Source organism: Geodermatophilus sp. SYSU D00698 (genome assembly GCF_054050335.1).
The window spans coordinates 48929-71728 of record NZ_JBJGZD010000002.1 but is presented as its reverse complement, the minus strand read 5'-3'; the positions used below and the strand labels follow the sequence as shown (position 1 = coordinate 71728).

19 protein-coding genes and 1 tRNA gene are annotated in these 22800 nt (G+C 75.6%); 14 read left to right on the top strand and 6 right to left on the bottom strand.

Translation table 11 applies throughout. The annotated features are described in order from the left end of the window. The first annotated feature begins 133 nt into the window (after positions 1-133). From mfd to ACI8AB_RS02045, 3 genes are read left to right on the top strand one after another with little or no spacing between them, the layout of a single operon-like run. Positions 134-3664 carry a transcription-repair coupling factor gene (gene mfd / locus ACI8AB_RS02055; RefSeq protein WP_456948757.1) on the top strand — a complete coding sequence of 1177 codons (3531 nt, stop codon included), beginning with the start codon at positions 134-136 and terminating at the stop codon, positions 3662-3664. A 29-nt stretch (positions 3665-3693) separates the two neighbouring features. Continuing rightward, entirely contained in the window at positions 3694-4707 is a 1014-nt protein-coding gene (locus ACI8AB_RS02050; protein WP_456948756.1) for a SurA N-terminal domain-containing protein, read from the top strand. Between the two features lie 4 nt (positions 4708-4711). Continuing rightward, positions 4712-5611, top strand: coding sequence for a MazG family protein (locus ACI8AB_RS02045; protein WP_456948755.1), 900 nt, complete (start codon positions 4712-4714; stop codon positions 5609-5611). On the opposite strand, the gene ACI8AB_RS02040 is transcribed toward ACI8AB_RS02045, so the two are convergent. Continuing rightward, positions 5608-6285 (bottom strand): hypothetical protein, encoded by a 678-nt coding sequence (locus ACI8AB_RS02040; RefSeq protein WP_456948754.1) that lies wholly within the window; start codon positions 6283-6285, stop codon positions 5608-5610. The genes ACI8AB_RS02045 and ACI8AB_RS02040 overlap by 4 nt on opposite strands. A gap of 157 nt (positions 6286-6442) precedes the next feature. Between ACI8AB_RS02040 and eno the strand changes: the two genes are divergently transcribed. From eno to ACI8AB_RS02020, 4 genes are read left to right on the top strand one after another with little or no spacing between them, the layout of a single operon-like run. Further along, entirely contained in the window at positions 6443-7723 is a 1281-nt protein-coding gene (gene eno, locus ACI8AB_RS02035; protein ID WP_456903343.1) for a phosphopyruvate hydratase, read from the top strand. A gap of 4 nt (positions 7724-7727) precedes the next feature. Continuing rightward, the gene (locus ACI8AB_RS02030; RefSeq protein WP_456903342.1) at positions 7728-8267 is read left to right on the top strand and encodes an FtsB family cell division protein; all 540 of its coding nucleotides are present in this window, start codon (positions 7728-7730) and stop codon (positions 8265-8267) included. Positions 8268-8311: 44 nt separating this feature from the next. Continuing rightward, complete coding sequence (locus ACI8AB_RS02025; protein WP_387987901.1) at positions 8312-8842, top strand: DUF501 domain-containing protein; 531 nt, start codon at positions 8312-8314, stop codon at positions 8840-8842. After that, entirely contained in the window at positions 8839-9789 is a 951-nt protein-coding gene (locus ACI8AB_RS02020; protein ID WP_456948753.1) for a Ppx/GppA phosphatase family protein, read from the top strand. Before ACI8AB_RS02025 ends, ACI8AB_RS02020 begins: the two co-directional genes overlap by 4 nt. 3 nt (positions 9790-9792) lie before the next feature. On the opposite strand, the gene ACI8AB_RS02015 is transcribed toward ACI8AB_RS02020, so the two are convergent. After that, positions 9793-10086 carry a DUF4235 domain-containing protein gene (locus tag ACI8AB_RS02015; protein WP_387987899.1) on the bottom strand — a complete coding sequence of 98 codons (294 nt, stop codon included), beginning with the start codon at positions 10084-10086 and terminating at the stop codon, positions 9793-9795. A gap of 63 nt (positions 10087-10149) precedes the next feature. Between ACI8AB_RS02015 and ACI8AB_RS02010 the strand changes: the two genes are divergently transcribed. The 5 genes from ACI8AB_RS02010 (at position 10150) to ACI8AB_RS01990 (ending at position 15328) form a co-directional block, all read left to right on the top strand. After that, positions 10150-10914: a uracil-DNA glycosylase gene (locus ACI8AB_RS02010; protein WP_456948752.1), complete on the top strand. Its 765-nt coding sequence runs from the start codon at positions 10150-10152 to the stop codon at positions 10912-10914. Between the two features lie 65 nt (positions 10915-10979). Next, positions 10980-11053, top strand: a tRNA-Leu gene (locus ACI8AB_RS02005). 139 nt (positions 11054-11192) lie between these two features. Further along, complete coding sequence (locus tag ACI8AB_RS02000; RefSeq protein ID WP_456948751.1) at positions 11193-12803, top strand: M28 family metallopeptidase; 1611 nt, start codon at positions 11193-11195, stop codon at positions 12801-12803. 185 nt (positions 12804-12988) lie between these two features. Further along, positions 12989-13897: a Bax inhibitor-1/YccA family protein gene (locus ACI8AB_RS01995; RefSeq protein WP_456948750.1), complete on the top strand. Its 909-nt coding sequence runs from the start codon at positions 12989-12991 to the stop codon at positions 13895-13897. 171 nt (positions 13898-14068) lie between these two features. After that, the gene (locus ACI8AB_RS01990; RefSeq protein WP_456948749.1) at positions 14069-15328 is read left to right on the top strand and encodes an epoxide hydrolase family protein; all 1260 of its coding nucleotides are present in this window, start codon (positions 14069-14071) and stop codon (positions 15326-15328) included. Positions 15329-15397: 69 nt separating this feature from the next. On the opposite strand, the gene ACI8AB_RS01985 is transcribed toward ACI8AB_RS01990, so the two are convergent. Both ACI8AB_RS01985 and ACI8AB_RS01980 read right to left on the bottom strand, forming a co-directional pair. Then, positions 15398-16618 (bottom strand): acetyl-CoA C-acetyltransferase, encoded by a 1221-nt coding sequence (locus ACI8AB_RS01985; protein WP_456903336.1) that lies wholly within the window; start codon positions 16616-16618, stop codon positions 15398-15400. A 134-nt stretch (positions 16619-16752) separates the two neighbouring features. Further along, positions 16753-17793 carry an SGNH/GDSL hydrolase family protein gene (locus ACI8AB_RS01980; protein WP_456903335.1) on the bottom strand — a complete coding sequence of 347 codons (1041 nt, stop codon included), beginning with the start codon at positions 17791-17793 and terminating at the stop codon, positions 16753-16755. A 41-nt stretch (positions 17794-17834) separates the two neighbouring features. On the opposite strand from ACI8AB_RS01980, the gene ACI8AB_RS01975 reads away from it, so the two are divergent. Beyond that, positions 17835-19202, top strand: a complete 1368-nt coding sequence (locus ACI8AB_RS01975; RefSeq protein ID WP_456948748.1) for a DUF2252 domain-containing protein — start codon at positions 17835-17837, stop codon at positions 19200-19202. Here ACI8AB_RS01975 and ACI8AB_RS01970 read toward each other — a convergent pair. Then, positions 19165-19623: a GNAT family N-acetyltransferase gene (locus tag ACI8AB_RS01970; RefSeq protein WP_456948747.1), complete on the bottom strand. Its 459-nt coding sequence runs from the start codon at positions 19621-19623 to the stop codon at positions 19165-19167. The genes ACI8AB_RS01975 and ACI8AB_RS01970 overlap by 38 nt on opposite strands. 495 nt (positions 19624-20118) lie before the next feature. Here ACI8AB_RS01970 and ACI8AB_RS01965 point away from each other — a divergent pair, with 495 nt between their 5' ends. Beyond that, positions 20119-20742, top strand: a complete 624-nt coding sequence (locus tag ACI8AB_RS01965; RefSeq protein ID WP_456948746.1) for a maleylpyruvate isomerase family mycothiol-dependent enzyme — start codon at positions 20119-20121, stop codon at positions 20740-20742. A gap of 68 nt (positions 20743-20810) precedes the next feature. On the opposite strand, the gene ACI8AB_RS01960 is transcribed toward ACI8AB_RS01965, so the two are convergent. Next, the gene (locus ACI8AB_RS01960; protein WP_456948745.1) at positions 20811-22799 is read right to left on the bottom strand and encodes a VWA domain-containing protein; all 1989 of its coding nucleotides are present in this window, start codon (positions 22797-22799) and stop codon (positions 20811-20813) included. Between the last annotated feature and the right edge of the window lies 1 nt (position 22800).

Genomic DNA, 22800 nt, shown 5'->3' with positions numbered 1-22800 from the left:
GGCCGGATCGGCTGTCCGGGCGCTCCCCTCCCGGGCCCCGGCGGGTGTCCCCGCCGCGGTCTAGCCTGGGATGCCGGGCCTGCGCCGCATCCGGCGGCACGGAGCGGGCCGTCCACCCAGGAGGAAGACCCCCGTGAGTCTGCGCGGCGTGCTCGACGTCGTCCTCACCGATCCCGGCGTCGCGCGCGTGGTGGCCGCGGCCGGGTCCGCCGAGCTCGCCGTGACCGCGCCGCCGCCGGTGCAGCCGCTCGTCGCCGCCGCCCTGGCCGCGCGGGAGCCGGGTGCCGGCGTCCCGGTGCTGCTGGTCACCGCCGGCGAGCGGGACGCCGACGCGGCCGCGGACGTGCTGCGCTGCTTCCTGCCCGACCGCCGCGTGGAGACCTTCCCGTCCTGGGAGACGCTGCCGCACGAGCGGCTGTCCCCGCGGGCGGACACCGTCGGCCGCCGGCTGGCCGTGCTGCGCGAGCTGACCCACCCCGGCGACACCGGCATCGACGTGCTGGTCGCACCGGTGCGCAGCGTGCTGCAGCCGCTGGCCCCCGGCCTCGGCGACCTCGTGCCGGTCGAGCTGAAGGCCGGCGACACCGCCGAGCTCGACGACGTCGCCCGCGCGCTGTCCGACGCCGCCTACACCCGCGTGGAGCTGGTCGAGAAGCGCGGCGAGTTCGCCGTCCGCGGCGGCCTGCTCGACGTCTTCCCGCCCACCGAGCCGCACCCGGTCCGCGTGGAGTTCTGGGGCGACGAGGTCGACGAGCTGCGCTACTTCTCCGCCGCCGACCAGCGCTCCCTCGACGAGCGGCCCGAGCGGCTGTGGGCGCCGCCGTGCCGCGAGCTGCTGCTCACCGACGCCGTCCGCGCCCGCGCCGCCGAGCTCGCCGCACAGCACCCCGGCCTCGCCGAGCTGCTCGGCAAGCTCGTCGAGGGCATCGCCGTCGAGGGCATGGAGTCGCTGACCCCCGCGCTGGTCGAGGGGCAGCTGCAGCTGCTCACCGACCTGCTGCCCGCCGGCACCCACGTGCTCGTCGCCGACCCCGAGCGGGTCCGCAGCCGGGCCGCCGACCTGGTGCGCACCGCCGAGGAGTTCCTCGCCGCGTCCTGGGCCACCGCCGCCGAGGCCGGCGAGGCGCCGCTGGACCTGGGCGCGTCGTCGTTCCGCGAGCTGGCCGACGTCGAGGCCGCCGCCCGGGGCCGCGGCCTGCCGTGGTGGACCACCGGCGCGTTCACGCTGGACGTCGACGACGAGTCGTCGGTGACCCTGCAGGCGGGCACCGTCGAGCGCTTCTCCGGCGACCTCGACCGCGCCGTCGAGACGCTGCGCGGCTGGACCCGCGACGGCTGGCGGGTCGTCGTCACCTTCGCCGGCCCCGGCCCCGCGCAGCGCGCCGCCGACCAGTTCGGCGCCGCCGACCTCGGCGTGCGGCTGGTGCCCGGCATCGAGTCCGCGCCCGAGGCGAACCTGACCTCGATCACCCAGGGCAGCCTGGAGTCCGGCTTCGCGCTGCCCGGCGTGGGGCTGGCGCTGGTCACCGAGCACGACCTCACCGGCCAGCGCGGCACCACCATGCGCGACGCGGTGAAGATGCCCGCGCGCCGCCGCAACGCCGTCGACCTGGTGCAGCTGCAGCCCGGCGACCTCGTCGTCCACGAGCAGCACGGCATCGGCCGCTACGTCGAGATGGTCAGCCGCACCGTGCACGGCGGCCAGCGCGACTACCTGATCGTCGAGTACGCGCCCGGCAAGCGGAACCAGCCGCCGGACCGGCTGTTCGTGCCCACCGACTCCCTCGACCAGCTCACCCGCTACGTCGGCGGCGAGCAGCCGGCGCTGTCCAAGCTCGGCGGCGCCGACTGGGCGAAGACCAAGGGCCAGGCCCGCCGGGCGGTCAAGCAGATCGCCGCCGAGCTCATCCGGCTCTACTCCGCCCGGATGGCGACCTCGGGGCACGCCTTCGGCCCCGACACGGTCTGGCAGCGCGAGCTCGAGGACGCCTTCCCGTTCCAGGAGACCCCCGACCAGCTCGCCGCGATCGACGAGGTCAAGGCGGACATGCAGAACCCGGTCCCGATGGACCGGATCATCTGCGGCGACGTCGGCTACGGGAAGACCGAGATCGCCGTCCGCGCCGCGTTCAAGGCGGTGCAGGACGGCAAGCAGGTCGCCGTCCTGGTGCCGACGACGCTGCTGGCCAACCAGCACTTCAAGACCTTCTCCGAGCGGTTCGCCCAGTTCCCGGTGACGGTGAAGGTGCTCTCCCGCTTCCAGTCCGACGCCGAGACCCGGCAGATCCTCGAGGAGCTCGCCCGCGGCGAGGTGGACGTGCTCGTCGGCACCCACCGGCTGCTGCAGCCGACCACCCGCTGGAAGGACCTCGGGCTGGTCGTCGTCGACGAGGAGCAGCGCTTCGGCGTCGAGCACAAGGAGTACCTGAAGACGATGCGGACGGCGGTCGACGTCCTGTCGATGTCGGCCACCCCGATCCCGCGCACGCTGGAGATGAGCCTGACCGGCATCCGCGAGATGTCGACGATCCTCACACCCCCGGAGGAGCGGCACCCGGTGCTCACCTACGTGGGCGCGTGGGACGACAAGCAGATGGCCGCCGCGATCCGCCGCGAGCTGCTGCGCGACGGCCAGGTGTTCGTCATCCACAACCGGGTGCAGTCGATCGACAAGGCCGCGGCGAAGATCCGCCGGCTGGTGCCCGAGGCCCGCGTCGCCGTCGGCCACGGCCAGATGAAGGAGCACGAGCTCGAGCGGATCATGGTCGGCTTCTGGGAGAAGGAGTACGACGTCCTGGTCGCGACGACGATCGTCGAGTCCGGCCTGGACATCCCCAACGCCAACACCCTGATCGTCGACCGCGCCGACACCTTCGGCCTCTCCCAGCTGCACCAGATCCGCGGCCGGGTGGGGCGTGGCCGCGAGCGTGCGTACGCCTACTTCACCTACGACCCGTCGCGGCCGCTGACCGAGACCTCGGTCGACCGGCTGACCACCATCGCGCACAACACCGACCTCGGCGCCGGCATGGCCGTGGCGATGAAGGACCTGGAGATCCGCGGCGCGGGCAACCTGCTCGGCGGCGAGCAGTCCGGGCACATCGCCGGGGTCGGCTTCGACCTCTACGTGCGGCTGGTCGGCGAGGCGGTGGCCGACTACAAGGCGCAGGTCGGCGGCGAGGAGGCGCCGGCCGAGCCGCTCGAGGTGCGGGTGGACCTGCCGGTCGACGCCCACCTGCCGCACGACTACGTGCCCGGCGAGCGGCTGCGGATGGAGGCCTACCGCAAGGTCGCCTCGGTGCAGGACGACGACCAGGCGCAGGCGGTGCTCGACGAGCTCACCGACCGGTACGGCGCCCCGCCGGCGCCGGTGCTCAACCTGCTCGCGGTCGCCCGCTTCCGCGCGGCGATGCGGGCGCTGGGCATCACCGAGGTGTCGCTGCAGGGCCGCGCCATCCGGGTCTCGCCGGTGCCGCTGCGGGAGTCGCAGCAGATGCGGCTGGCCCGGCTGGCCGACGGCGCCACCTACAAGTCCGCCGTCCAGACGGTGTCGCTCAAGGTCCCGGTCGGCCCCGACCGGCGCACCCCGCTCCGCGACGTCGCGCTGCTCGAGCACCTGCACTCGCTGCTGAAGGCGGTCGTCGACCAGCCGGTCGCCGCCTGAGGCGCCGCCTGCGACGACCGTCACACCCCATGTGGCAGCCTGCCCGGGTGCGCACCCGCCGTCCCGCCGCCGTCGTCCTCGGGCTCGTGGCCGCCGCCGTCACGGTGACCGGCTGCCGGACCTCGCCCAACGTCGCCGCCTACGTCGGGGACCAGCAGGTGACCGTGGCCGAGCTGCAGGCCGCCGTCGACGAGCGGCTGGCCGACCCCGCGATCGCCGAGGCCGTCGGGGGCGGCGGCACCGACTACACCCGCCAGGTGCTCACCCTGCTCGTGCGCCAGGAGCTCTACGCCGAGGCGGCCCGGCGCAGCGACGTCGAGGTCGGCGACGCCGAGGTCGGCGCGTTCATCGAGACCGCGCTGGCCGGCCGCGACGAGGAGGAGCTCTACGCGCAGGCCGCCTCGCAGGGCTACTCGCGCGAGGACATCCGGGAGAGCGCCCGCCAGCAGCTGCTGCGCCGGGAGCTCGGCGTCGCCGCCGGTGAGGACCCCGGGACCGACGAGGCCGCGCTGCGCGCCCGGTACGAGGAGGTCCGCGCCGGCCTGGAGCAGGTGGAGCTCGGCTACTTCGCCGTCCCCGACCAGGCCACCGCCGACGCCGTCGTCGCCGAGCTGGCCGCCGCGCCCGCCTCGTACCCGGCGGTCGCGGCGCGGTACCCGGGCGAGATCACCCTGCCCGCGCTGCAGCCGACCGGCACCGCCGACGTCCCCGCGCCGCTGGCCGAGGGCGTGGCCGCCGCCCCGCCGAACACCGGCTTCAGCGTCACCGTCGGCGACGTGCCCGGCGTGGTGGTCGCCTTCGTCGGGCAGCGGACGACGCCGTCGTTCGAGGAGGTCCGCCCGCAGCTGGAGGACGAGGCCGCGCAGGGCGCCGAGGAGGCCGGGGCGGCGGTGGTCGACGAGGTCCGCGACGACGTCGGGGTCACCGTCAACCCGCGCTACGGCGAGTTCGGTGACCAGGACGTGGTGCAGGAGGCGGAGGGCGGCGTGGTCGACCTGCTCGACGACGCCGGTGCCGCGGCCCCCACCACCGGCGAGGGCTGACCCGGTGCCCCCGGCCGTCGTCGTCACGGTCAGCCCGCGGCTGCCCGGCCTGCTCGGCCCGGCCGGCTGGGCCGCGCTGGCCGGGCGCCGGATCGCCGCGCTGCCCGGTGCCGCGGCCACCGCGGACGTGCTGCGCGCCGCCGGGTGGCAGGTCGCCGACGCCGCCGACGCGGCCGGCCTGGACTGCGACGTCGCCTGCCTCGCGGCCCCGGGGGAGGACGTGGCCGGGCGGCCGGTCGTCGACGGCGCCCCCGAGCCGCCCGGCGCCCACCTGCTCGACGTCGTCGCGGTGATGGACCGGCTGCGCTCGCCCGGCGGCTGCCCCTGGGACGCCGAGCAGACCCACTCCTCACTGCGCGGCTACCTCCTCGAGGAGGCGCACGAGGCCTACGACGCCCTCGTCGACGACGACCCGGTCGCGATGCGCGAGGAGCTCGGCGACGTGCTGCTGCAGGTCGTCTTCCACGCCCGCGTCGCCGCCGAGGCCGGCCCGGGCCGGCGCTTCGACGTCGACGACGTGGCCCGGGACCTGGTCGAGAAGCTGGTCCGCCGGCACCCGCACGTGTTCGGCGACGCCGGCCCCCGCGACGTGGCCGGCGTCGAGGCGGGCTGGGAGGAGATCAAGAAGGCGGAGAAGCAGCGGCGCTCGCCCACCGAGGGCGTCTCGCGCTCGCAGCCGGCCACCGCGTGGGGGACGGCGCTGGTGCGGCGGGCCGCCCGGGCCGGGTTCCCGACGCCGGAGCCGGCCGAGCTCGGCTCGACGTCGCCGGAGGAGCTCGGGGAACGGCTGCTGGCCGTGGTCGCCGCGGCCGCGCAGCGCGGCTGGGACGCCGAGGACGCGCTGCGCGAGGCGGTCCGCCGCTACGCCGGCGAGCTCGACGCCGAGGCCCGCCGCCGCGGCTAGCCGACGGGGAGGCGCTCGGCCGGCGCGGTGGTGACCCGCGGCGCGGTGAGCATGGCCTTCAGCGCGCCGAGCACGCCCAGCCCGGCGACCGCGGCGGCGCACCAGGCGCCCGGCCCGAGCCGGTGGACGTCCCAGCCGGCGTCCACCAGGCGTGCGACGACCGCGGCGGCCACGGCCAGCGCGACCCCCAGCGCCAGCACCCCGGACACCCGGTGGCCGCGCGCGGGGCGGAGCAGCAGGAGCCCGAGGACGACGAGCACCGCACCGCCGAGCGCCACCGCCGCCGGCTGCCACAGGCCGGTGCGCCCGAGCTCGCCGACCCCCTCCCGGGCCGCGTCGACGGCACGCACCACCAGGTGCAGACCGGTGGTCTCCCCGCCCCGTTCCCACGGCAGCCACACGCTGGCCCCGTCGGCCACGCCGGCCAGCAGCAGGAGCACCCCGCCGACGACGTCGGGGCGCCGCACGTAGGCCAGCCGGCCGGGGCCGGCCGCCACCCCGGCCACCGTCGTGCCGTCCGGGACCGGCTCGACGTCCTCGTCGTCGTCCTCGGCGGGGTCCGGCGCGAACCCGAGGACGGAGGGAGCCGCCTCCGCGGCCACGTCCACGGGGGGTGGTGGCGGCGCGGCTCCGGCGCCGTACCCGGGGGGTCGCTGCTGCTGGCGCTCGGTCATCGGGTCCTCCGACGGCGCAGACGTGGGGAAGACGCCCGCCACGACGAGGTTATCGCCGGATCGGTTCCGTCGAGGCCGCACCGTGACCGCTCCGTTACCGGAGTCCCGGGACCACACGTCCCGGGTGAACCCCGCCCGCCTCGCTAGGCTGCTCACCGTGCCGAGCATCGATGCCGTAGGCGCGCGGGAGATCCTGGACTCGCGCGGTAACCCCACCGTGGAGGTCGAGGTCGCCCTCGACGACGGGACGATCGCGCGGGCCGCGGTCCCGAGCGGCGCCTCCACCGGCGCCTTCGAGGCGGTGGAGCTGCGCGACGGGGGCGACCGCTACGGCGGCAAGGGCGTCACCAAGGCCGTCGACGGCGTCCTCGACGTCATCGGCCCCGAGCTGGTCGGCTACGAGGCCACCGAGCAGCGGCTGGTCGACCAGCGCCTGCTCGACCTCGACGGCACCCCGGACAAGTCGCGGCTGGGCGCCAACGCGATCCTCGGCGTCAGCCTCGCCGTCGCCCGCGCCGCCGCCGAGTCCACCGGCCTGCCGCTGTTCCGCTACGTCGGCGGGCCGTCGTCGCACCTGCTGCCGGTGCCGATGATGAACATCCTCAACGGCGGCGCCCACGCCGACAGCAACGTCGACGTGCAGGAGTTCATGATCGCCCCGATCGGGGCGGCGACCTTCGCCGAGGCGCTGGCCGTGGGCACCGAGACCTACCACGCGCTCAAGTCGGTGCTGAAGGGCCGCGGGCTGTCCACCGGCCTCGGCGACGAGGGCGGCTTCGCGCCCGACCTGCCGACCAACCGGGCCGCGCTCGACCTCATCGCCGAGGCCGTCGAGAAGGCCGGCTACTCCCTGGGCACCGACATCGCCTTCGCCCTCGACGTCGCCGCCACCGAGTTCCACGGCGAGGGCGGCTACGACTTCGAGGGGCAGACCCGCTCGGCGGAGTACCTCGTCGACTACTACCGCGAGCTCGTCGACGCCTACCCGGTGGTCTCCATCGAGGACCCGCTGTCGGAGGAGGACTGGGACGGCTGGGTCGCCATGACCGCCGCCCTCGGTGACCGCGTGCAGATCGTCGGCGACGACCTGTTCGTCACCAACCCGGCCCGCCTCGCCGACGGGATCGAGCGCGGGGCCGCGAACGCGCTGCTGGTGAAGGTCAACCAGATCGGCACGCTGACCGAGACCCTCGACGCGGTGAACCTGGCGCACCGCAACGGCTACCGCTGCATGATGAGCCACCGCTCGGGCGAGACCGAGGACACCACGATCGCCGACCTCGCCGTCGCCACCGACTGCGGGCAGATCAAGACCGGTGCCCCGGCGCGCAGCGAGCGGGTGGCGAAGTACAACCAGCTGCTGCGCATCGAGGAGGAGCTCGACGACGCCGCGCGCTACGCCGGCGCGGCGGCCTTCCCGCGCCTGCGGACCTCCTGACCCGGTGAGCGCCGGTTCGGGGCGGCGGCGCTCGACCGGCCGCCCGCTGTCGCACGCGGCGTCCCGGCCGGTCCCGGCCGGGACGCGGTCGGGCGCCGGCAGCCGTCCCGAGGCCCGCCGCCCCGGCCGGCGCACGCCGCCACGGACGCCCGCGCGTCCCGCGGCGGCGCGCCGGCCGCTGTTCACCGGCCGCACCGTGGTGTTCGTCGGGCTGCTCCTGCTGCTGTCGCTCACGCTGGCCGGGCCGGTGCGGCAGTGGCTGGACGGCCGTGCCGAGATCGCCCGGCTGGCCGCGGAGAGCACCGCCTACGACGAGCGCATCGCCGACCTGCAGGCCGAGCTCGAGCGCCAGGCCGACCCGGCGTGGACCGCCCGCGAGGCCCGCGAGCGGCTGGCCTACGTGCTGCCCGGCGACCGGCTCGTCGTCGTGGTCGACGGCGAGGCGGCCGAGGGCGACGCCGGCACGCTGCCCGACGCCGTCGACGCCGCGCCGCGGCCCTGGTACGAGGAGCTGCTCGGCTCGGTGGCCGACGCCGACGGCTGAGGGGCGCCGTCGGGCCCGTCGAGCCGCTGCCGCAGACTTCCCTGGTGACCACCCCGACCACCCCGGGACGCCGGGTGCACGAGCCGATCACGCCGGAGGAGCGCGAGGTCGTCGCCCGGCAGCTGGGCCGGCCGCCGCGCGCCGTGCGGGCGGTCGCGCACCGCTGCCCGTGCGGCCAGCCCGACGTCGTCCAGACCTCGCCGCGGCTGGAGGACGGCACGCCGTTCCCCACGCTGTACTACCTGACCTGCCCGCGGGCGTCGGCGGCCGCCAGCCGGCTGGAGTCCACCGGGCGCATGCGCGAGTGGCAGGCCGACCTCGGCACCGACGCCGACCTCGCCGCGGCCTACCGGGCGGCGCACGAGGCCTACCTGGCCGAGCGCGACGCCCTCGGCGAGCTGCCCACCCGCAACACCGCCGGCGGCATGCCCGACCGGGTCAAGTGCCTGCACGCCCTGGCCGGCCACGCGCTGGCCGCGGGGCCCGGCGTCAACCCGATCGGCGACCGCGCGGTGGCCGGGATGGGGGAGTGGTGGGCCGCCGGCCCCTGCGCGCAGCCGGAGGAGCGGCCGTGACCCGGGTGGCCGCGATCGACTGCGGCACCAACTCCATCCGCCTGCTCGTCGCCGACGTGCCGCCCGAGGGCGCGCACACCGACCTGCTGCGCCGCATGGAGGTCGTGCGGCTGGGCCAGGGCGTGGACGCCACCGGCCGGCTCGCCCCCGAGGCGATCGAGCGCACCCGGGTGGTGCTCGCCGAGTACGCCGCGCAGGCCCGCGACCTCGGCGCCACCGCGGTGCGGATGGTGGCCACCAGCGCCACCCGCGACGCCGCCAACCGCGCGGACTTCGAGGCGATGGTGCTGGCCACGCTCGGCCGTCCGCCGGACGTCGTCCCGGGCGACGAGGAGGCGCGGCTGTCCTTCCTCGGCGCCACCGCCTCCCTCGCCGCCGCGGCCGCCGCGCACGGCGGCCCGCCGCCGCGCCCGCCCTACCTGGTGGTCGACATCGGCGGCGGGTCGACCGAGTTCGTCCTCGGCGACGCCTCCGGGGTGCGCGCCGCCCGCTCCGTCGACGTCGGCTGCGTGCGGCTGACCGAGCGGCACCTGCACGGCGACCCGCCGACGGCGGACGAGATCGGCGCCAGCGAGGCCGACATCCGCGCGGCGCTAGCCGAGGTGGCCGCGGCGGTGCCGGTGGAGGAGGCGGTCACGCTGGTCGGCCTGGCCGGCTCGGTGACCACGGTGGCCGCCCTCGCGCTGCGGCTGCCCGCCTACGACGCCGAGGCCATCCACGGCTCGCGCGTCCCGGTCTCGGCGGTCCGCTCGGTCACCGCCGGGCTGCTGACCGCCACCCGCGAACGCCGGGCCGCGTACCCGGTCATGCACCCCGGGCGGGTCGACGTCATCGGCGCCGGCGCGCTGGTGCTGCGGGTGGTCATGGACGCGTTCGCGCTCGACGAGGTCGTCGTGAGCGAGCACGACATCCTCGACGGCATCGCGCTGCGGCTCGCCCGGGGGTGAGCGTCAGCCGGCCTCGTTGAGGCCGGGCGGCAGCTTGCCGGTCAGCTGCTGGTAGGCCGTGGCCGCGCCGCGGGCGGCCAGCAGCCGGCCGGCCGCGACCGCCAGCCCGGAGAACGCGGCCCAGGCGAGCGCGTCCGGCCAGGAGACACCGGGCGCGGCCGGGTTCTTCGGCGGGGTCGTGCCGCGGGCCGCGTACCAGGCGGCGTCGGTGAGCTTGCGGACGGCGATGCCCGACACGGTGGCCGTCCCCGTGCCGAGGAGCTTCCAGGTCAGCGGCGCCTTCTGCTTGCGGGCCATGGGGTGATCATGCCTGGCGCCCCCGCGCTCCGCGCGCCCCCGGGCGGGTGGTCCACTGGGCGGGTGGCGGTCGACGCGCAGGGGTTCCCGGTCACGCGGACGCCGGCGGGGGTGGCCCGGTCGGCGCGCGCGGCCCGCGACCTCGCCGTCCTGGACGCCCGGATCTCGGGCTGCCGGGCCTGCCCGCGCCTGGTGACCTGGCGCGAGGAGGTCGCCCGGGTCAAGCGCGCGTCCTTCCGCGGCCAGGACTACTGGGGCCGCCCGGTGCCCGGCCTGGGCCCGGCCGACGCGCGGATCGCCGTCGTCGGGCTGGCGCCGGCCGCGCACGGCGGCAACCGCACCGGGCGGGTCTTCACCGGCGACCGCAGCGGCGACTGGATCTTCGCCGCGCTGTGGCGGGCGGGCCTGGCGAGCCAGCCGACGTCGACGCACGTCGGGGACGGCCTCGAGCTCACCGGCGTGCGGGTGGCCGCCGCGGTCCGCTGCGCGCCCCCGGACAACGCGCCGACGCCGGCCGAACGCGACACCTGCTCGCCGTGGCTGGCCCGCGAGCTGGCGCTGCTGCCCGACCTGCGGGTGGTCGTCGTCCTCGGCGGGTTCGGCTGGACGGCCCTGTGGCCGGTCCTCGCCGGGGCGGGGTACGCCCTGCCCCGCCCGCGGCCGGCGTTCGGCCACGGCGTGGAGGTGGCGCTGCAGGGGCCGCGCGGGCCGCTGACCCTGCTCGGCAGCTACCACGTCAGCCAGCAGAACACGTTCACCGGCCGGCTGACCGAGCCGATGCTGGACGCCGTCCTGTCCCGGGCCACGGAGCTCGCCGGGACCGGCTGAGCCGGAGCGCGGCCGGAGGGCCGCCCTAGGCTGGGCGGCACCGGGCAGCCGTCCGCAGCGCGCCCGCCCCCGTGGCCCAATCGGCAGAGGCAGGCCCCTTAAAAGGGTCGCAGTGTGGGTTCGAGTCCCACCGGGGGCACCGGTCCGCACCCGCAGTTCTTCCGGCCCCATAGCGCATGCAGGTGAGGAAATCCAGGGGTTGACGTCCCCCGTGACCGTCTTGACAAGGTGACCCTGAGCAACGGAGCTCACACCCTACGTTCGAGGGGACGTCGTCCATGACCCAGGTCCACCCGTCCCGCCGGTCGCGGCTCGCCGTGATCGGCAGTGCCGGCGCCATCGCGCTGGCCGGGAGCGTGGTCGCCGCGCTGCCCGCCGGTGCCGCCGGCGGCTGCGAGACCCGCACCAACAACACCGTCGCCAAGCTGACCGAGTGCGTCACGCTCGAGGGCGTCACGGAGCACCTCGAGGCGTTCCAGGCGATCGCCGACGAGAACGGCGGCAACCGCGCCTCGGGCACCGCGGGCTACGACGCCTCGGTCGACTACGTGGAGGAGCGGCTGGAGGCGGTCGGCTACACCGTCCACGTCCAGGGGTTCGAGTTCCCGTTCTTCCGGCTGGGTGAGAGCTCGTTCAGCCGCGTCGCGCCCACGGCGACGACCTACACGGTGGGCACCGACTACGCGCCGATGACCTACACCGGCCCGGGCACGGTCGACGACGGCGTCGTCGCCCCGGTCGACCTCGCCGGCGCGGGTCTGGGCAGCGGCTGCGAGGCCGCTGACTTCGCCGGCCTCGCAGCCGAGTCGGTGGCCCTCGTCCAGCGGGGCGGCTGCGCCTTCGCCGTCAAGGCGCAGAACGCCGAGGCCGCCGGGGCTTCCGCGGTCATCGTCTTCAACAACACGGCCGGCCCGCTCAACGGCACCCTGGGCGCTCCCGGGATCACCATCCCGGTCATCGGCGTCCCCACGGCCCTGGGCCAGGAACTCGCCGCCGCGGGCACGACCGTCGACCTGGCCGTCGACGCGGAGAGCGAGATCCGCGACACCTACAACGTCGTCGCCGAACTGCCCGGCCGCACCTCGGACAACGTGGTCATGGCCGGTGCGCACCTCGACTCCGTGCTCGCGGGCCCGGGCATCAACGACAACGGCTCCGGCAGCGCGGCGATCCTCGAGGTCGCCGAGAACATCACCAAGCTCAAGCCGGAGAACACCATCCGGTTCGCCTGGTGGGGCGCCGAGGAGCTCGGCCTGCTCGGCTCCGAGCACTACGTCTCGCAGCTGAGCGACCAGCAGAAGGCCGACATCGGGCTGTACCTGAACTTCGACATGGTCGGCTCGCCGAACTTCGCCCGGTTCGTCTACGACGGCGACCAGTCGGACTTCCGGGCGCCGGTGACGGTCCCCGAGGGCTCGGCCCAGATCGAGTACGTCCTCGAGGACTACTTCGAGGCGCAGGGCCTGTGGTACGAGGGCAGCGAGTTCAGCGGCCGCAGCGACTACCAGGCGTTCATCGAGAACGGCATCCCCTCCGGTGGCCTGTTCACCGGCGCCGAGGTCCTCAAGCAGGCGTACCAGGTGCCGCTGTACGGCGGTACCGCCGGGGTCGCCTACGACCCGAACTACCACCAGGCCGGGGACACGATCGACAACGTCGACCCGAAGGCACTCGAGACGAACTCCGACGCCATCGCCTACTCGGTGCTGACCCTGGGCTACGACACGTCCCGGGTGAACGGCGTGGCCGGCCGGCCGGTGCCGGGTGGCACGTTCGAGGAGGACCCGACCGACCGCCAGTTCCGGGTGACCCCGGAGCAGAAGGCCGGCGGTGGCGGCCTCTCGCCGGACCACGACCACGACCACGACCACGGCGGGGTCGAGGCCTGACCTCCACCTCCCCGCACGACCCGGGGGCGCGGCACCGCACGGTGTCGCGCCCCCGGCGCGTCTTCCCACCCGGTCGGGGGTACTGGCAGGGTCAGGAACGCGCAGGCCACCTGCGGCGTTGTAGGAACCGAGTGGGGTGCGAGGTAGCAGCCCACCGACCGACCAGTCACCTCGAGGAGATGACGATGCCCAGCTCCAACCCGGTCTTCGGCCGGGGCTTCGCCAACGCCGCATCCGGCGGTGGCCAGCCGTACGGCCAGGGCTACGGCGCTCCCGGCTACGGCCAGCAGTACGGCCAGCAGGGCTACGCCGCTCCCGGTCAGCAGCAGTACGGCCAGCCCTACGGCCAGCAGTACGGCGCGCCCCAGGGCTACGGCGCCCCGCAGGGCTACGGCGCCCCGGCCCCCGCCGGGCCGTACGGGCCGCCGGCCACCCGCTACATGACGATGGACGACGTCGTCCAGAAGACGGGTCTGTCGTTCCTCGTCACCGTCCTGGCCGCCGCCGCCGTCTGGGCGCTGCCCGGCCAGGCCGCGTGGGGCCTGGCGCTGCCCGCGGTGCTCGTGGCCTTCGTCCTGGGCCTGGTGATCAGCTTCAAGCAGATCGCCAACCCGGCGGCGACGCTGGCCTACGGCGCGCTCTACGGTGTCGCGCTCGGCGCCATCAGCGAGGCCTTCAACACGGTCTACCCCGGGATCGTGATCCAGGCGGTGATCGGCACCTTCGGTGTCTTCGCCGGCATGCTCGTCGTCTACAAGACCGGCGCCATCCGGGTCACCCCCAAGCTGACCCGCTGGATCGTCGGCGCCCTGTTCGGCGTCCTGGCCCTGGTCCTGGTCAACCTGCTCGTGTCGTTCTTCGTCCCGGGCGGCCTGGGCCTGCGTGACGGCGGCCCGCTGGCCATCGTCTTCAGCCTCGTCGTGATCGGTGTGGCGGCCTTCTCGCTGCTGCTCGACTTCGACATGGCCGACCAGGCGATCCGCCGCGGCGCCCCGGCCAAGTTCGCCTGGTACATCGCCTTCGGCCTGCTCGTCACGGTCGTCTGGCTGTACCTGGAGATCCTGCGGCTGCTGTCCTACTTCCAGGACAACTGACCCGCAGCACGTCCCGGTGGCCCGGTCCCCCTCGGGGGCCGGGCCACCGGCGTCTGCCGGGCCGGACGACGCCGGATCGTCCGCCACGGACGATGCGGGGGCGGCCGGACGGTGCTGGGGTGGGGAGGGCCCGCGAGCGGGTCCACCCCCAGCCCGCGCCAGGAGGCCCGGATGTCCGCTCCCACCGACCCGACCACCGTCTCCGTCCCCGGGGCCGTGCCCCCGCCGCGGACCGCCGCCGGAGCCGACCCCACCGCCATCCGCCCGTTCCGGATCGCCGTCCCCGAGGCGGACCTGCTCGACCTGCGCCGGCGCGTCGCCGCGACGCGGTGGCCCTCCGCGGAGCTGGTCGCGGACCGGTCGCAGGGCGTGCAGCTGGCGACGGTGCAGGCCCTCGTGCGCCACTGGCTCACCGACTACGACTGGCGCGCGTGCGAGGCGCGGATCAACGCGCTGCCGCAGGCCACCACCGAGATCGACGGGGTGGAGGTCCACTTCCTGCACGTGCGCTCGCGGCACGAGGACGCGCTGCCGCTGGTCATGACGCACGGCTGGCCGGGCTCGGTCGTCGAGCTGCTCGAGACCGTCGGCCCGCTCACCGACCCGACCGCGCACGGCGGCCGCGCCGAGGACGCCTTCCACCTCGTGCTGCCGTCCCTGCCCGGCTACGGCTTCTCCGCCGAGCCGCGGGAGCTGGGCTGGGACGTCGCCCGCGTCGGGCGCGCCTGGGCCGAGCTGATGCGCCGCCTCGGCTACACCCGCTACGTGGCCCAGGGCGGCGACGTGGGCGCCGGGGTCACCGACGCGATGGGCCGGCAGGCGCCCGAGGGGCTGCTCGGCATCCACCTCAACCTGCTCGTGACCGCCCTGGGCGGTCCTCTGCCGGGCGACACCGAGCAGGAGCAGGCGGCTCTCGCCGCGATCGCCACCTTCCGGTCGAGCGGCTTCGCCTACTTCCTCGAGCAGGCCACCCGGCCGCAGACCATCGGTTACGGGCTGCTCGACTCACCCGTCGCCCTGGCCGCCTGGATGCTCGACCACGACACCGACTCCTACTACAAGATGGCCCGCGCCTTCACCGACGGGCAGCCCACCGGCAACCTCACCCGGGACCACGTGCTGGACAACATCACGACGTACTGGCTGACCGGCACCGGCACCTCGGCCGCCCGGTCCTACTGGGAGAGCTACGGCCCCGACGCCCCCGCCGCGGCCGCGGCCGGTCAGGCGCCCCCGGAGGTCTCGGTCCCGGTCGGCTTCACCACGTTCCCGGGCGAGATCTGGCGGACCCCGCGCAGCTGGGCCGAGCGGTCCTACCCCACCCTCACCTACTTCAACGAGGTCGAGCGCGGCGGGCACTTCGCCGCCTGGGAGGAGCCCGAGCTGTTCGCGACCGAGGTCCGCGCGGCCTTCCGGCCGCTGCGCGGCTGATCCCGCACCCGGGACGACGGCGGCCCGGCCCCCGAGGGGACCGGGCCGCCGTGGCGTGCCGGGAGCGGCTCAGGAGAGGCGCTCCAGCACCATCGCCATGCCCATGCCGCCGCCGACGCACATGGTCTCCAGGCCGAAGGTGCCGTCCGTGGTCTGCAGGCCGTTGAGCAGCGTGCCGGTGATGCGGGCGCCGGTCATGCCGAAGGGGTGACCGACGGCGATCGCGCCGCCGTGCACGTTCAGCTTGTCGATGTCGATGCCCAGGTCCCGGTAGCTCGGGATGACCTGCGCGGCGAAGGCCTCGTTGATCTCGACGAGGTCCATGTCGTCGATGGTCATGCCCGCCCGCTGCAGCGCGAGCCTCGAGGCGTCGACCGGGCCGTAGCCCATGATCTCCGGCGACAGGCCGGTCACCGCGGTGGAGACGATGCGGGCCAGCGGGGTGAGGCCGAGGTCGCGGGCCTTGGTGTCGCTCATGACCACGACCGCGGCGGCGCCGTCGTTGAGCGGGCAGGCGTTGCCGGCGGTGACCCGGCCGTCGGGGCGGAAGACCGGCTTGAGGCCGGAGATGCCCTCGAGGGTGGTGCCGGGACGCGGGCCGTCGTCCTTGCTGACGACGGTGCCGTCGGGGGTGGTGACCGGGGTGATCTCCCGCTCCCAGAAGCCCTCGGCGATGGCCTTCTCGGCCAGGTTCTGGCTGCGGACGGCGAACTCGTCCATCTCCTGGCGGGAGACGTCCTTGAGCAGCGCCAGGTTCTCGGCGGTCTGCCCCATGGCGATGTAGATGTCGGGGATCTCGCCGTTCTCCCGCGGGTCGGTCCACGAGTCGGCGCCGCTCTCGGCGGTCTTGGCCACGCGCGCCTCGGCGTCGGTGAAGACCGGGTTGTGGGTGTCGGGCAGCGAGTCGCTGTTGCCCTTCACGAAGCGGGAGACCATCTCGACGCCCGCGGAGATGAAGACGTCGCCCTCACCGGCCTTGATCGCGTGCATGGCCATGCGGGTCGTCTGCAGCGACGACGAGCAGTAGCGGGTGATCGTGGTGCCCGGCAGGTGGTCCATGCCGAGGAGCACGCTGACGACGCGGCCCATGTTGTGGCCCTGCTCGCCGCCGGGCAGGCCGCAGCCGAGGATCAGGTCGTCGATGTCGGTCGGGTCCAGGGCGGGGACCTTGTCCAGCGCCGCGCGGACGATGGTGGCGGTCAGGTCGTCGGGGCGCAGGTCCTTGAGCGACCCCTTGAACGCGCGCCCGATGGGGGAGCGCGCGGTCGCGACGATGACGGCTTCGGGCATGGGGTCCTCCACGGTGAGGGGCTCCCGGCCGGGGGTGCCGGGTGTCGGGTCACCCCGGAAACTACCCCCGGGTACGCGACCGGTCGCGGGTGTACCGGGAACAGAGCGTCGCTGTGTTGCAGGTCACGCGGCGCTCAGCCGACCGACGCCTCCCTGGCCTGGCCGGCCTCCTCGGGCGTGGGCAGCTCGGTGGGCCGGCGGCGCAGCAGCCGCGCCCAGGGGCCCAGCGGTCCGGTGCCCGAGCCGCGGACCTCGGTGGCCCGCACCTCGGTGCCCGGGCGCCCGGCGGCCCGCGCCGCCGCCTGGGCCACCGGGCGCACCGAGGTGCGGCGCAGCCGGCCGCGCTCGGCCCGGGCGGGCCAGACGCCGATGGCGTCGGCGAGCGCGGGGAGGATGACCGCGGCGGCCTGCGCGTAGCCGGCCGCGCTGGGGTGGAACTCGTCGACGCTGAACAGCGAGCGGTCCTGGGCGAAGCTCGGCCCGAGCACCGAGCCGAGCGAGACCGTCCGCCCGCCGGCCTCCACGACGGCGATCGTCTGTGCCGCGGCCAGCTGGCGGCTCCACCGCCGGGCCAGCAGCCGCAGCGGCTGCCCGATCGGCCGGATCGTCCCGAGGTCGGGGCAGGTGCCGACGACGACCTGCGCGCCCGCCTCGCGCAGCCGCCGCACCGCGTCGGCCAGGTGGCGCACCGACACCGACGGCCGGGTGCGGGTGGTGACGTCGTTGGCGCCGATCATGATCAGCGCGACGTCGGGCCGCTGGGCCAGCGCGGCCTCGACCTGCGGGTCCAGCTCGCAGGACTCGGCGCCGGAGACGGCCAGCCGGACCAGCCGCACGGGGCGCTCGGCGAGCTCGGTCAGCGCGGCGGCGAGCAGCACGCCGGGCGTCTCCGTGGCGCGCGTGACGCCCAGGCCGACGGCGCTGGAGTCGCCGAGCACGGTGAACACGATCGGCTTGCCGCGGCCCCGGCCGTAGACGCCGTCGCCGGAGGGCGGGTCCTGCTTCGACGTCCGCGCCTCCACCCGGCGGCGGGCCGCGAGGGCCTGGAGGCGGAGCAGACCGAGCAGCCCGGCCCCGGCCAGGCCCAGCCCGGTGCCGCCGTAGGCGGCGCCGGCCGCCAGCCGTCGCGCCCTGCTCGCCCTCGTCACCGCCACCCCGCCCGTCGCGCCGCGCAACCGTCTGTCCTGCAGGCTAGTCGGCCCCTACGGTGCGCCCCGTGCCCGAATCCCCCCGACGGGTGGCCCCCGATCGAGCTCCCGGTGACCGCTCGCAGCTGATCGTCGACGTCCTGGTCGAGGCCTTCTCCGAGCTGATGGCCGTCGACGCCGACGCCTTCCGCACCAAGTTCCGCAAGATGGCCGCCGACCCCTTCGCGTTCTACCGCGGCAGCGCCTGCCTCTTCTACGCCGACATGGACCGCCTCGAGGACCCCTGGTGCGACGAGCGCACCGGCCGGGTGTGGATCCAGGGCGACCTGCACGCGGAGAACTTCGGCACCTACATGGACGGCGCCGGGCGGATCGTGTTCGACGTCAACGACTTCGACGAGGCCTACGTCGGCTCGGTCACCTGGGACCTGCGCCGGTTCGCCGCCAGCTTCGCGCTGCTGGCGTGGCGCAAGGCCCTGGGCGACGACGTGATCGGGGAGCTGGTCGGCACCTACCTCGGCGCCTACCTGGACCAGGTGGAGGCGTTCCGCCGCTCCGACGACGACCGCTCGTTCGCGCTGACCGCCGCGAACACCGAGGGCGCCGTCCGCGAGGCGATCCTCGAGACGACCACCCGCACGCGGGCCGCGCTGCTCGACCGCACGACCGTCGTCGAGACCTACCAGCGGCGGTTCGCCGACGGCGGCCGCACCCGCCGGCTCGAGGACGCCGAGCGCGACCGGGTGCTCGCCGCGCTGGACCGCTGGCGGGAGACCGTCGTCCCGCCGGTGCGCCGCCGCGACGTCGCCTACGACGTCAAGGACGTCATCGGCACGGGCGGGTTCGGCATCGGCAGCGCCGGCCTGCCCGCCTACAACGTGCTGCTCGAGGGCTACGACCAGGCGCTGGAGAACGACGTCGTCCTGTCGCTCAAGCAGGGCAACGTGGCCGCGCCCAGCCGGATCGTCCGCGACGAGCGGATCCGCTCCTACTTCGAGCACCACGGGCACCGCACCGCGGTCAGCCAGCGGGCGCTGCAGGCCAACGCCTCGCAGTTCCTCGGCCACACCGAGATCGGCGGCGTCGGGTTCGTCGTCCAGGAGCTCTCGCCCTACGAGGTGGACCTGGACTGGGAGGACCTGACCGAGCCCGAGGAGATCGCCCCGGTCGTGGCCCAGCTGGGCCGGGCGACGGCGAAGATGCACTGCGTCGGGGACGTCGACAGCGACCACACGCTGGTCGACTTCCAGACCGAGGACGCGGTGTCGGCGATGGTCGGCGGCCGCCGCGAGGAGTTCGTCGCCGACCTGGTCGACTTCGCGCACTCCTACGCGCGGCAGACGCAGGAGGACCACCGGCTGTTCGTCGACGCCTTCCGCGCCGGGCGCATCCCCGGGATCAGCTCGAGCGGCGCGCACCCGCTCCGAGCGGGGTGAGCATGCCGACGTGCGGGCCGATGCCCGCGACGTCGAACGGTGTGGTCACCACGCAGAAGCCCATCCGCTCGTAGAAGCCGCCCGCGGGGACGCGGGCGTTGCACCACAGCAGGTCCGCGTCCCGCACGGCGAGCAGCTCCCGGCCGGCCGCGACCAGCGCGCGGCCGGCCCCGGTGCCCCGTACGGCGGGGTCGGTGGCCATGCCGCGCAGCTGCCACGGCGCCCGGGCCGGCTGCCACGGGCAGGGAGCGGGCGACAGCCGGACGACGCCGACCACCCGCCCGTCGGCGGTCCGGGTGGCCAGGTGCACGGTCGCGGGGTCGTCGTCGCCGGGCATCGCGGCGGGCCCGCCGTCGCGCAGGACGGCGCTGCGCAGCGGCAGCACGACGTCGACGCCGACCTCCTCGGCCGTGACGGTCACCTCGTGGGCGCGGCCCCGGGGCCGCAGTTCCGGTCGTGGTGGGCCCCGACGCGCGACAGCGCCGGTCCGGCCGCCGAGCCCTCGACGGCGGTGACGGCGGCGCTCAGCTGCGTCACGACCGGGGTGGCCTCGACGCCGGGGAGTCGTCCCCGCCGCCTCCGCAGCCGGCGATCAGCAGGGCGCCGGCCGCGGTGAGCAGGCCGGCGCGGAGGAGCCGGGCCGATCGGGACACGGCGCCACGCTATCGGGCAGCACCGGGCGTGGACCGCGGCCGGGAGGGGCCGCCGCCAGGACACCGGCTGCCCGCCGCAACGCGGCGCCCCGGACCCACGCACGCGCGCCGCCGACGAGCAGTCGACCGACCGCGGCCGCTCCCGGCGCCCAGCGGCCTGCTCCGTCCGGGCCAGGACCGATGAGTTCCTCCGCCGCGGGGCGTCCACCCCTGGGCGCCCGTAACCCGGCACCCTGACCAGCCGGACGAGAGAAGGGGACGAGATGGCGGAGAGCCTGCACGAGGTGGACGCGCACGACCTCCGGTCCTGGGTGGGGCGGACGTACGACGGTCTGGCGGACCTGCTGGCCTCCGGGCCGGCCGGCACCTGGGACGCCCCCTCGCTGTGCGCGGGCTGGCAGGTCCGGCACGTGGTGGCGCACGTGACGATGCCCGCGCGGCTGTCGGCCGAGCAGTTCGGGGCCGAGATGGCGGCCGCGGGCGGGGACTTCGCCCGGCTCTCCGACACCGTGGCGGACCGCGACGCCTCCCTGCCGGCAGCCGAGCTGCTGGACGCCCTGCGCTCGCCGGTCCTGCACGGGTGGCAGCCGCCGGGCGGTGGCGCGGCCGGGGCCCTGAGCCACGCCGTCATCCACTCCCTGGACGTGACCGTCGCGCTCGGGCGGCCGCCGGTCGCACCGGCCGGGGCCGTGGTCGCCGTCCTCGACCGGCTCGCCGCCGCGGACGGCGCCGTCTTCGGGCTCGACCTGACCGGTGTCCGCCTCGAGGCCGCCGACACCGCGTGGAGCCGGGGCGACGGTGAGGTCGTCCGCGCGGACAGCGGCCCGCTGGTCGCGCTCCTGGGCGGTCGCACCCTCCCCGACGGCCGGGTGCTGCGCCGCCGCTGAGGGCCGGTGGCCGCCCACCGGTCCGGGGGAGGTCGCCGCGGGCCCGGGGCCCGCGGCGGCCCCTCCCCTCAGCGGGCCCGGCGTCCCCGGCGGGTGCGCAGGTAGTCCGCGACGACGTACTCGCCGAGCCGCTCGCTGTCGGGCGTGAAGACCCGGCCGCCGGCGCGCGCGGTGATGTCGTGGACGAAGTGCACCAGCCCCGGCTCGGGGTCGAGCGCGAACACGTTGAGCGTCGCGCCGGACCGGGCCACCCGCTCCACCTCGGCGACGGTCCGGGCGATCGTCTCGGGCATCGGCGGCCAGCAGAAGTACGGCGTGCCGTCCTCCTCCAGGTGCGCCGTCGGCTCGCCGTCGGTGACCACGAGGACCACCGGCTCGGCGTCCCGGTGCCGGGCCAGGAACCGGCGGGCGAGGATCAGCCCGTGCTGCAGGTTGGTGCCCTGCAGCGTGTCCACGCTCAGCTCGGCCAGCGTCTCGGGCTTGAGCACCTGCGCGGTCGACGAGAACCCGATGATCTGGATCGCGTCCTGCGGGAAGCGGGTGGTCACCAGCGAGTGCAGCGCCATCGCCGTCGACTTGGCCGCCCCCCACGTGCCGCGCAGCGCCATCGAGTAGGACAGGTCGACCAGCAGCGCGACCGCGGCGCCGGTGCGCCGCTCGGTCTCCACGACCTCGAAGTCCTCGACGGCGATGCGGACCCGGCGGTCGCCGTCCCCGTGCGGGTCGCCGGCGGTGCGCAGCACGGCGTTGCGGACCGTGCGGACGACGTCGAGCGGCTGCTCGTCGCCGAACTGCCACTCCCGCGAGCTGCCGGTGAGCTCCCCGGCGGCGCCGGCGTCGGCGACGTCGTGCTCGCCGCGGCCGGTGGCGTCGAGCTTGGCGAACACCCGCCGCAGCGCGGTGGCGCCCAGCCGGCGCACCGCCTTCGGCGAGAGCTCCAGCTTGCCGTCGGAGCGGTTGAGGTAGCCCTGCCGCTCCAGCTCGCGCTCCATCTGCCGCAGCGCCGCGAGGTCGTCGACGGCCTCGCGGCCCAGCGCCTGCTCCAGCAGCTCCTCGTCGACGTCGGCCAGCGAGGCGCCGGCGTAGCCCTGCGAGAGCTGGTTGGACAGCGCCTCGAGGTCGGCCAGCTCCGCGACGGCGCTGGTGGCGTCGCCGAGGCCCAGGCCCTGCTCGCCGTCGGGCACCTGGCCGCGCTGGCCCCAGGGCAGGTCGGGACGGGCCTGGCGCAGCGCGTCCTGCAGGTGGGCCATCTCGCTGGCCAGCCCCAGGTCGGACATGGTCTGCGCCATCAGGTCGGCCAGCTCCGCCCGCTGCTCGGGCGACAGGCCGGCCATCATCCGCTCCTGCGCGGCGGCCCGGCGGGCGAGGGAGTCGATCAGCTCGTCCACCGACTGGGGGTCGTCGGGGAAGAACTGCCCGTGCTTCTCCATGAACTCGCGGAAGCGCTCCCCGGTGTCCTCACCGCGGTTGTGCGCGTCCACCAGCTGGGACAGGTCGGCGACCATGTCCTTGACCGCCTGCACGTCCTGCTCGGTGGCGTTCTGCAGCGCCTGCTTCATGTTGGCGAAGGAGCTGTCGAGCACCTCCCGCCGCAGCAGGTCCTGGATCTGGTCGTAGGTCTGCCGGGCCTCGGCCGAGGCCCAGTCGTACTCCTTGAGCGCCCGGACCGCGCCCGCGGTGTCCTGCGGCAGCGCGTCGAGCTCGGCCTCCTTGAGCCGGGCCAGGTCGTCGGGGTCGGGGAACAGCTCCCGGCGCTCGGCCGCGAGCGCCCGGTCGAGCAGCTCGCGGACCTCCTGCAGCGTGCCGTCCATCCGGCCCGCGGTGCGGGCCTGCCGCAGCCGCTCCCGCACCGAGCGGCGCAGCTCGTCGAGCCCGCGCCGGCCGTCCATGCCGCGGCGCAGCAGCTCCCGCAGCGCCTCGCGGACGCCGCTCCCGCCGAGCACCGAGTCGCCGATCTCGTCGACGGCGCTGCCCAGGTCGTAGGGCGGGGCCAGCGGGTCGGGCCCGCCCCGCCAGCGGCCGTACCGGTACCCCCTGCCGGGGCGTGGGCGCGCCACC

Excerpts from the sequence above, each read along its gene's own strand:
- ACI8AB_RS01965 (WP_456948746.1), top strand. The coding sequence starts at position 20,119 with ATGGCGGAGAGCCTGCACGAGGTGGACGCGCACGACCTCCGGTCCTGG.
- ACI8AB_RS01985 (WP_456903336.1), bottom strand. The coding sequence starts at position 16,618 with ATGCCCGAAGCCGTCATCGTCGCGACCGCGCGCTCCCCCATCGGGCGC.
- ACI8AB_RS02040 (WP_456948754.1), bottom strand. The coding sequence starts at position 6,285 with ATGACCGAGCGCCAGCAGCAGCGACCCCCCGGGTACGGCGCCGGAGCC.
- ACI8AB_RS01995 (WP_456948750.1), top strand. The coding sequence starts at position 12,989 with ATGCCCAGCTCCAACCCGGTCTTCGGCCGGGGCTTCGCCAACGCCGCA.
- ACI8AB_RS02050 (WP_456948756.1), top strand. The coding sequence starts at position 3,694 with ATGTGGCAGCCTGCCCGGGTGCGCACCCGCCGTCCCGCCGCCGTCGTC.
- ACI8AB_RS02015 (WP_387987899.1), bottom strand. The coding sequence starts at position 10,086 with ATGGCCCGCAAGCAGAAGGCGCCGCTGACCTGGAAGCTCCTCGGCACG.
- ACI8AB_RS02000 (WP_456948751.1), top strand. The coding sequence starts at position 11,193 with ATGACCCAGGTCCACCCGTCCCGCCGGTCGCGGCTCGCCGTGATCGGC.
- ACI8AB_RS01990 (WP_456948749.1), top strand. The coding sequence starts at position 14,069 with ATGTCCGCTCCCACCGACCCGACCACCGTCTCCGTCCCCGGGGCCGTG.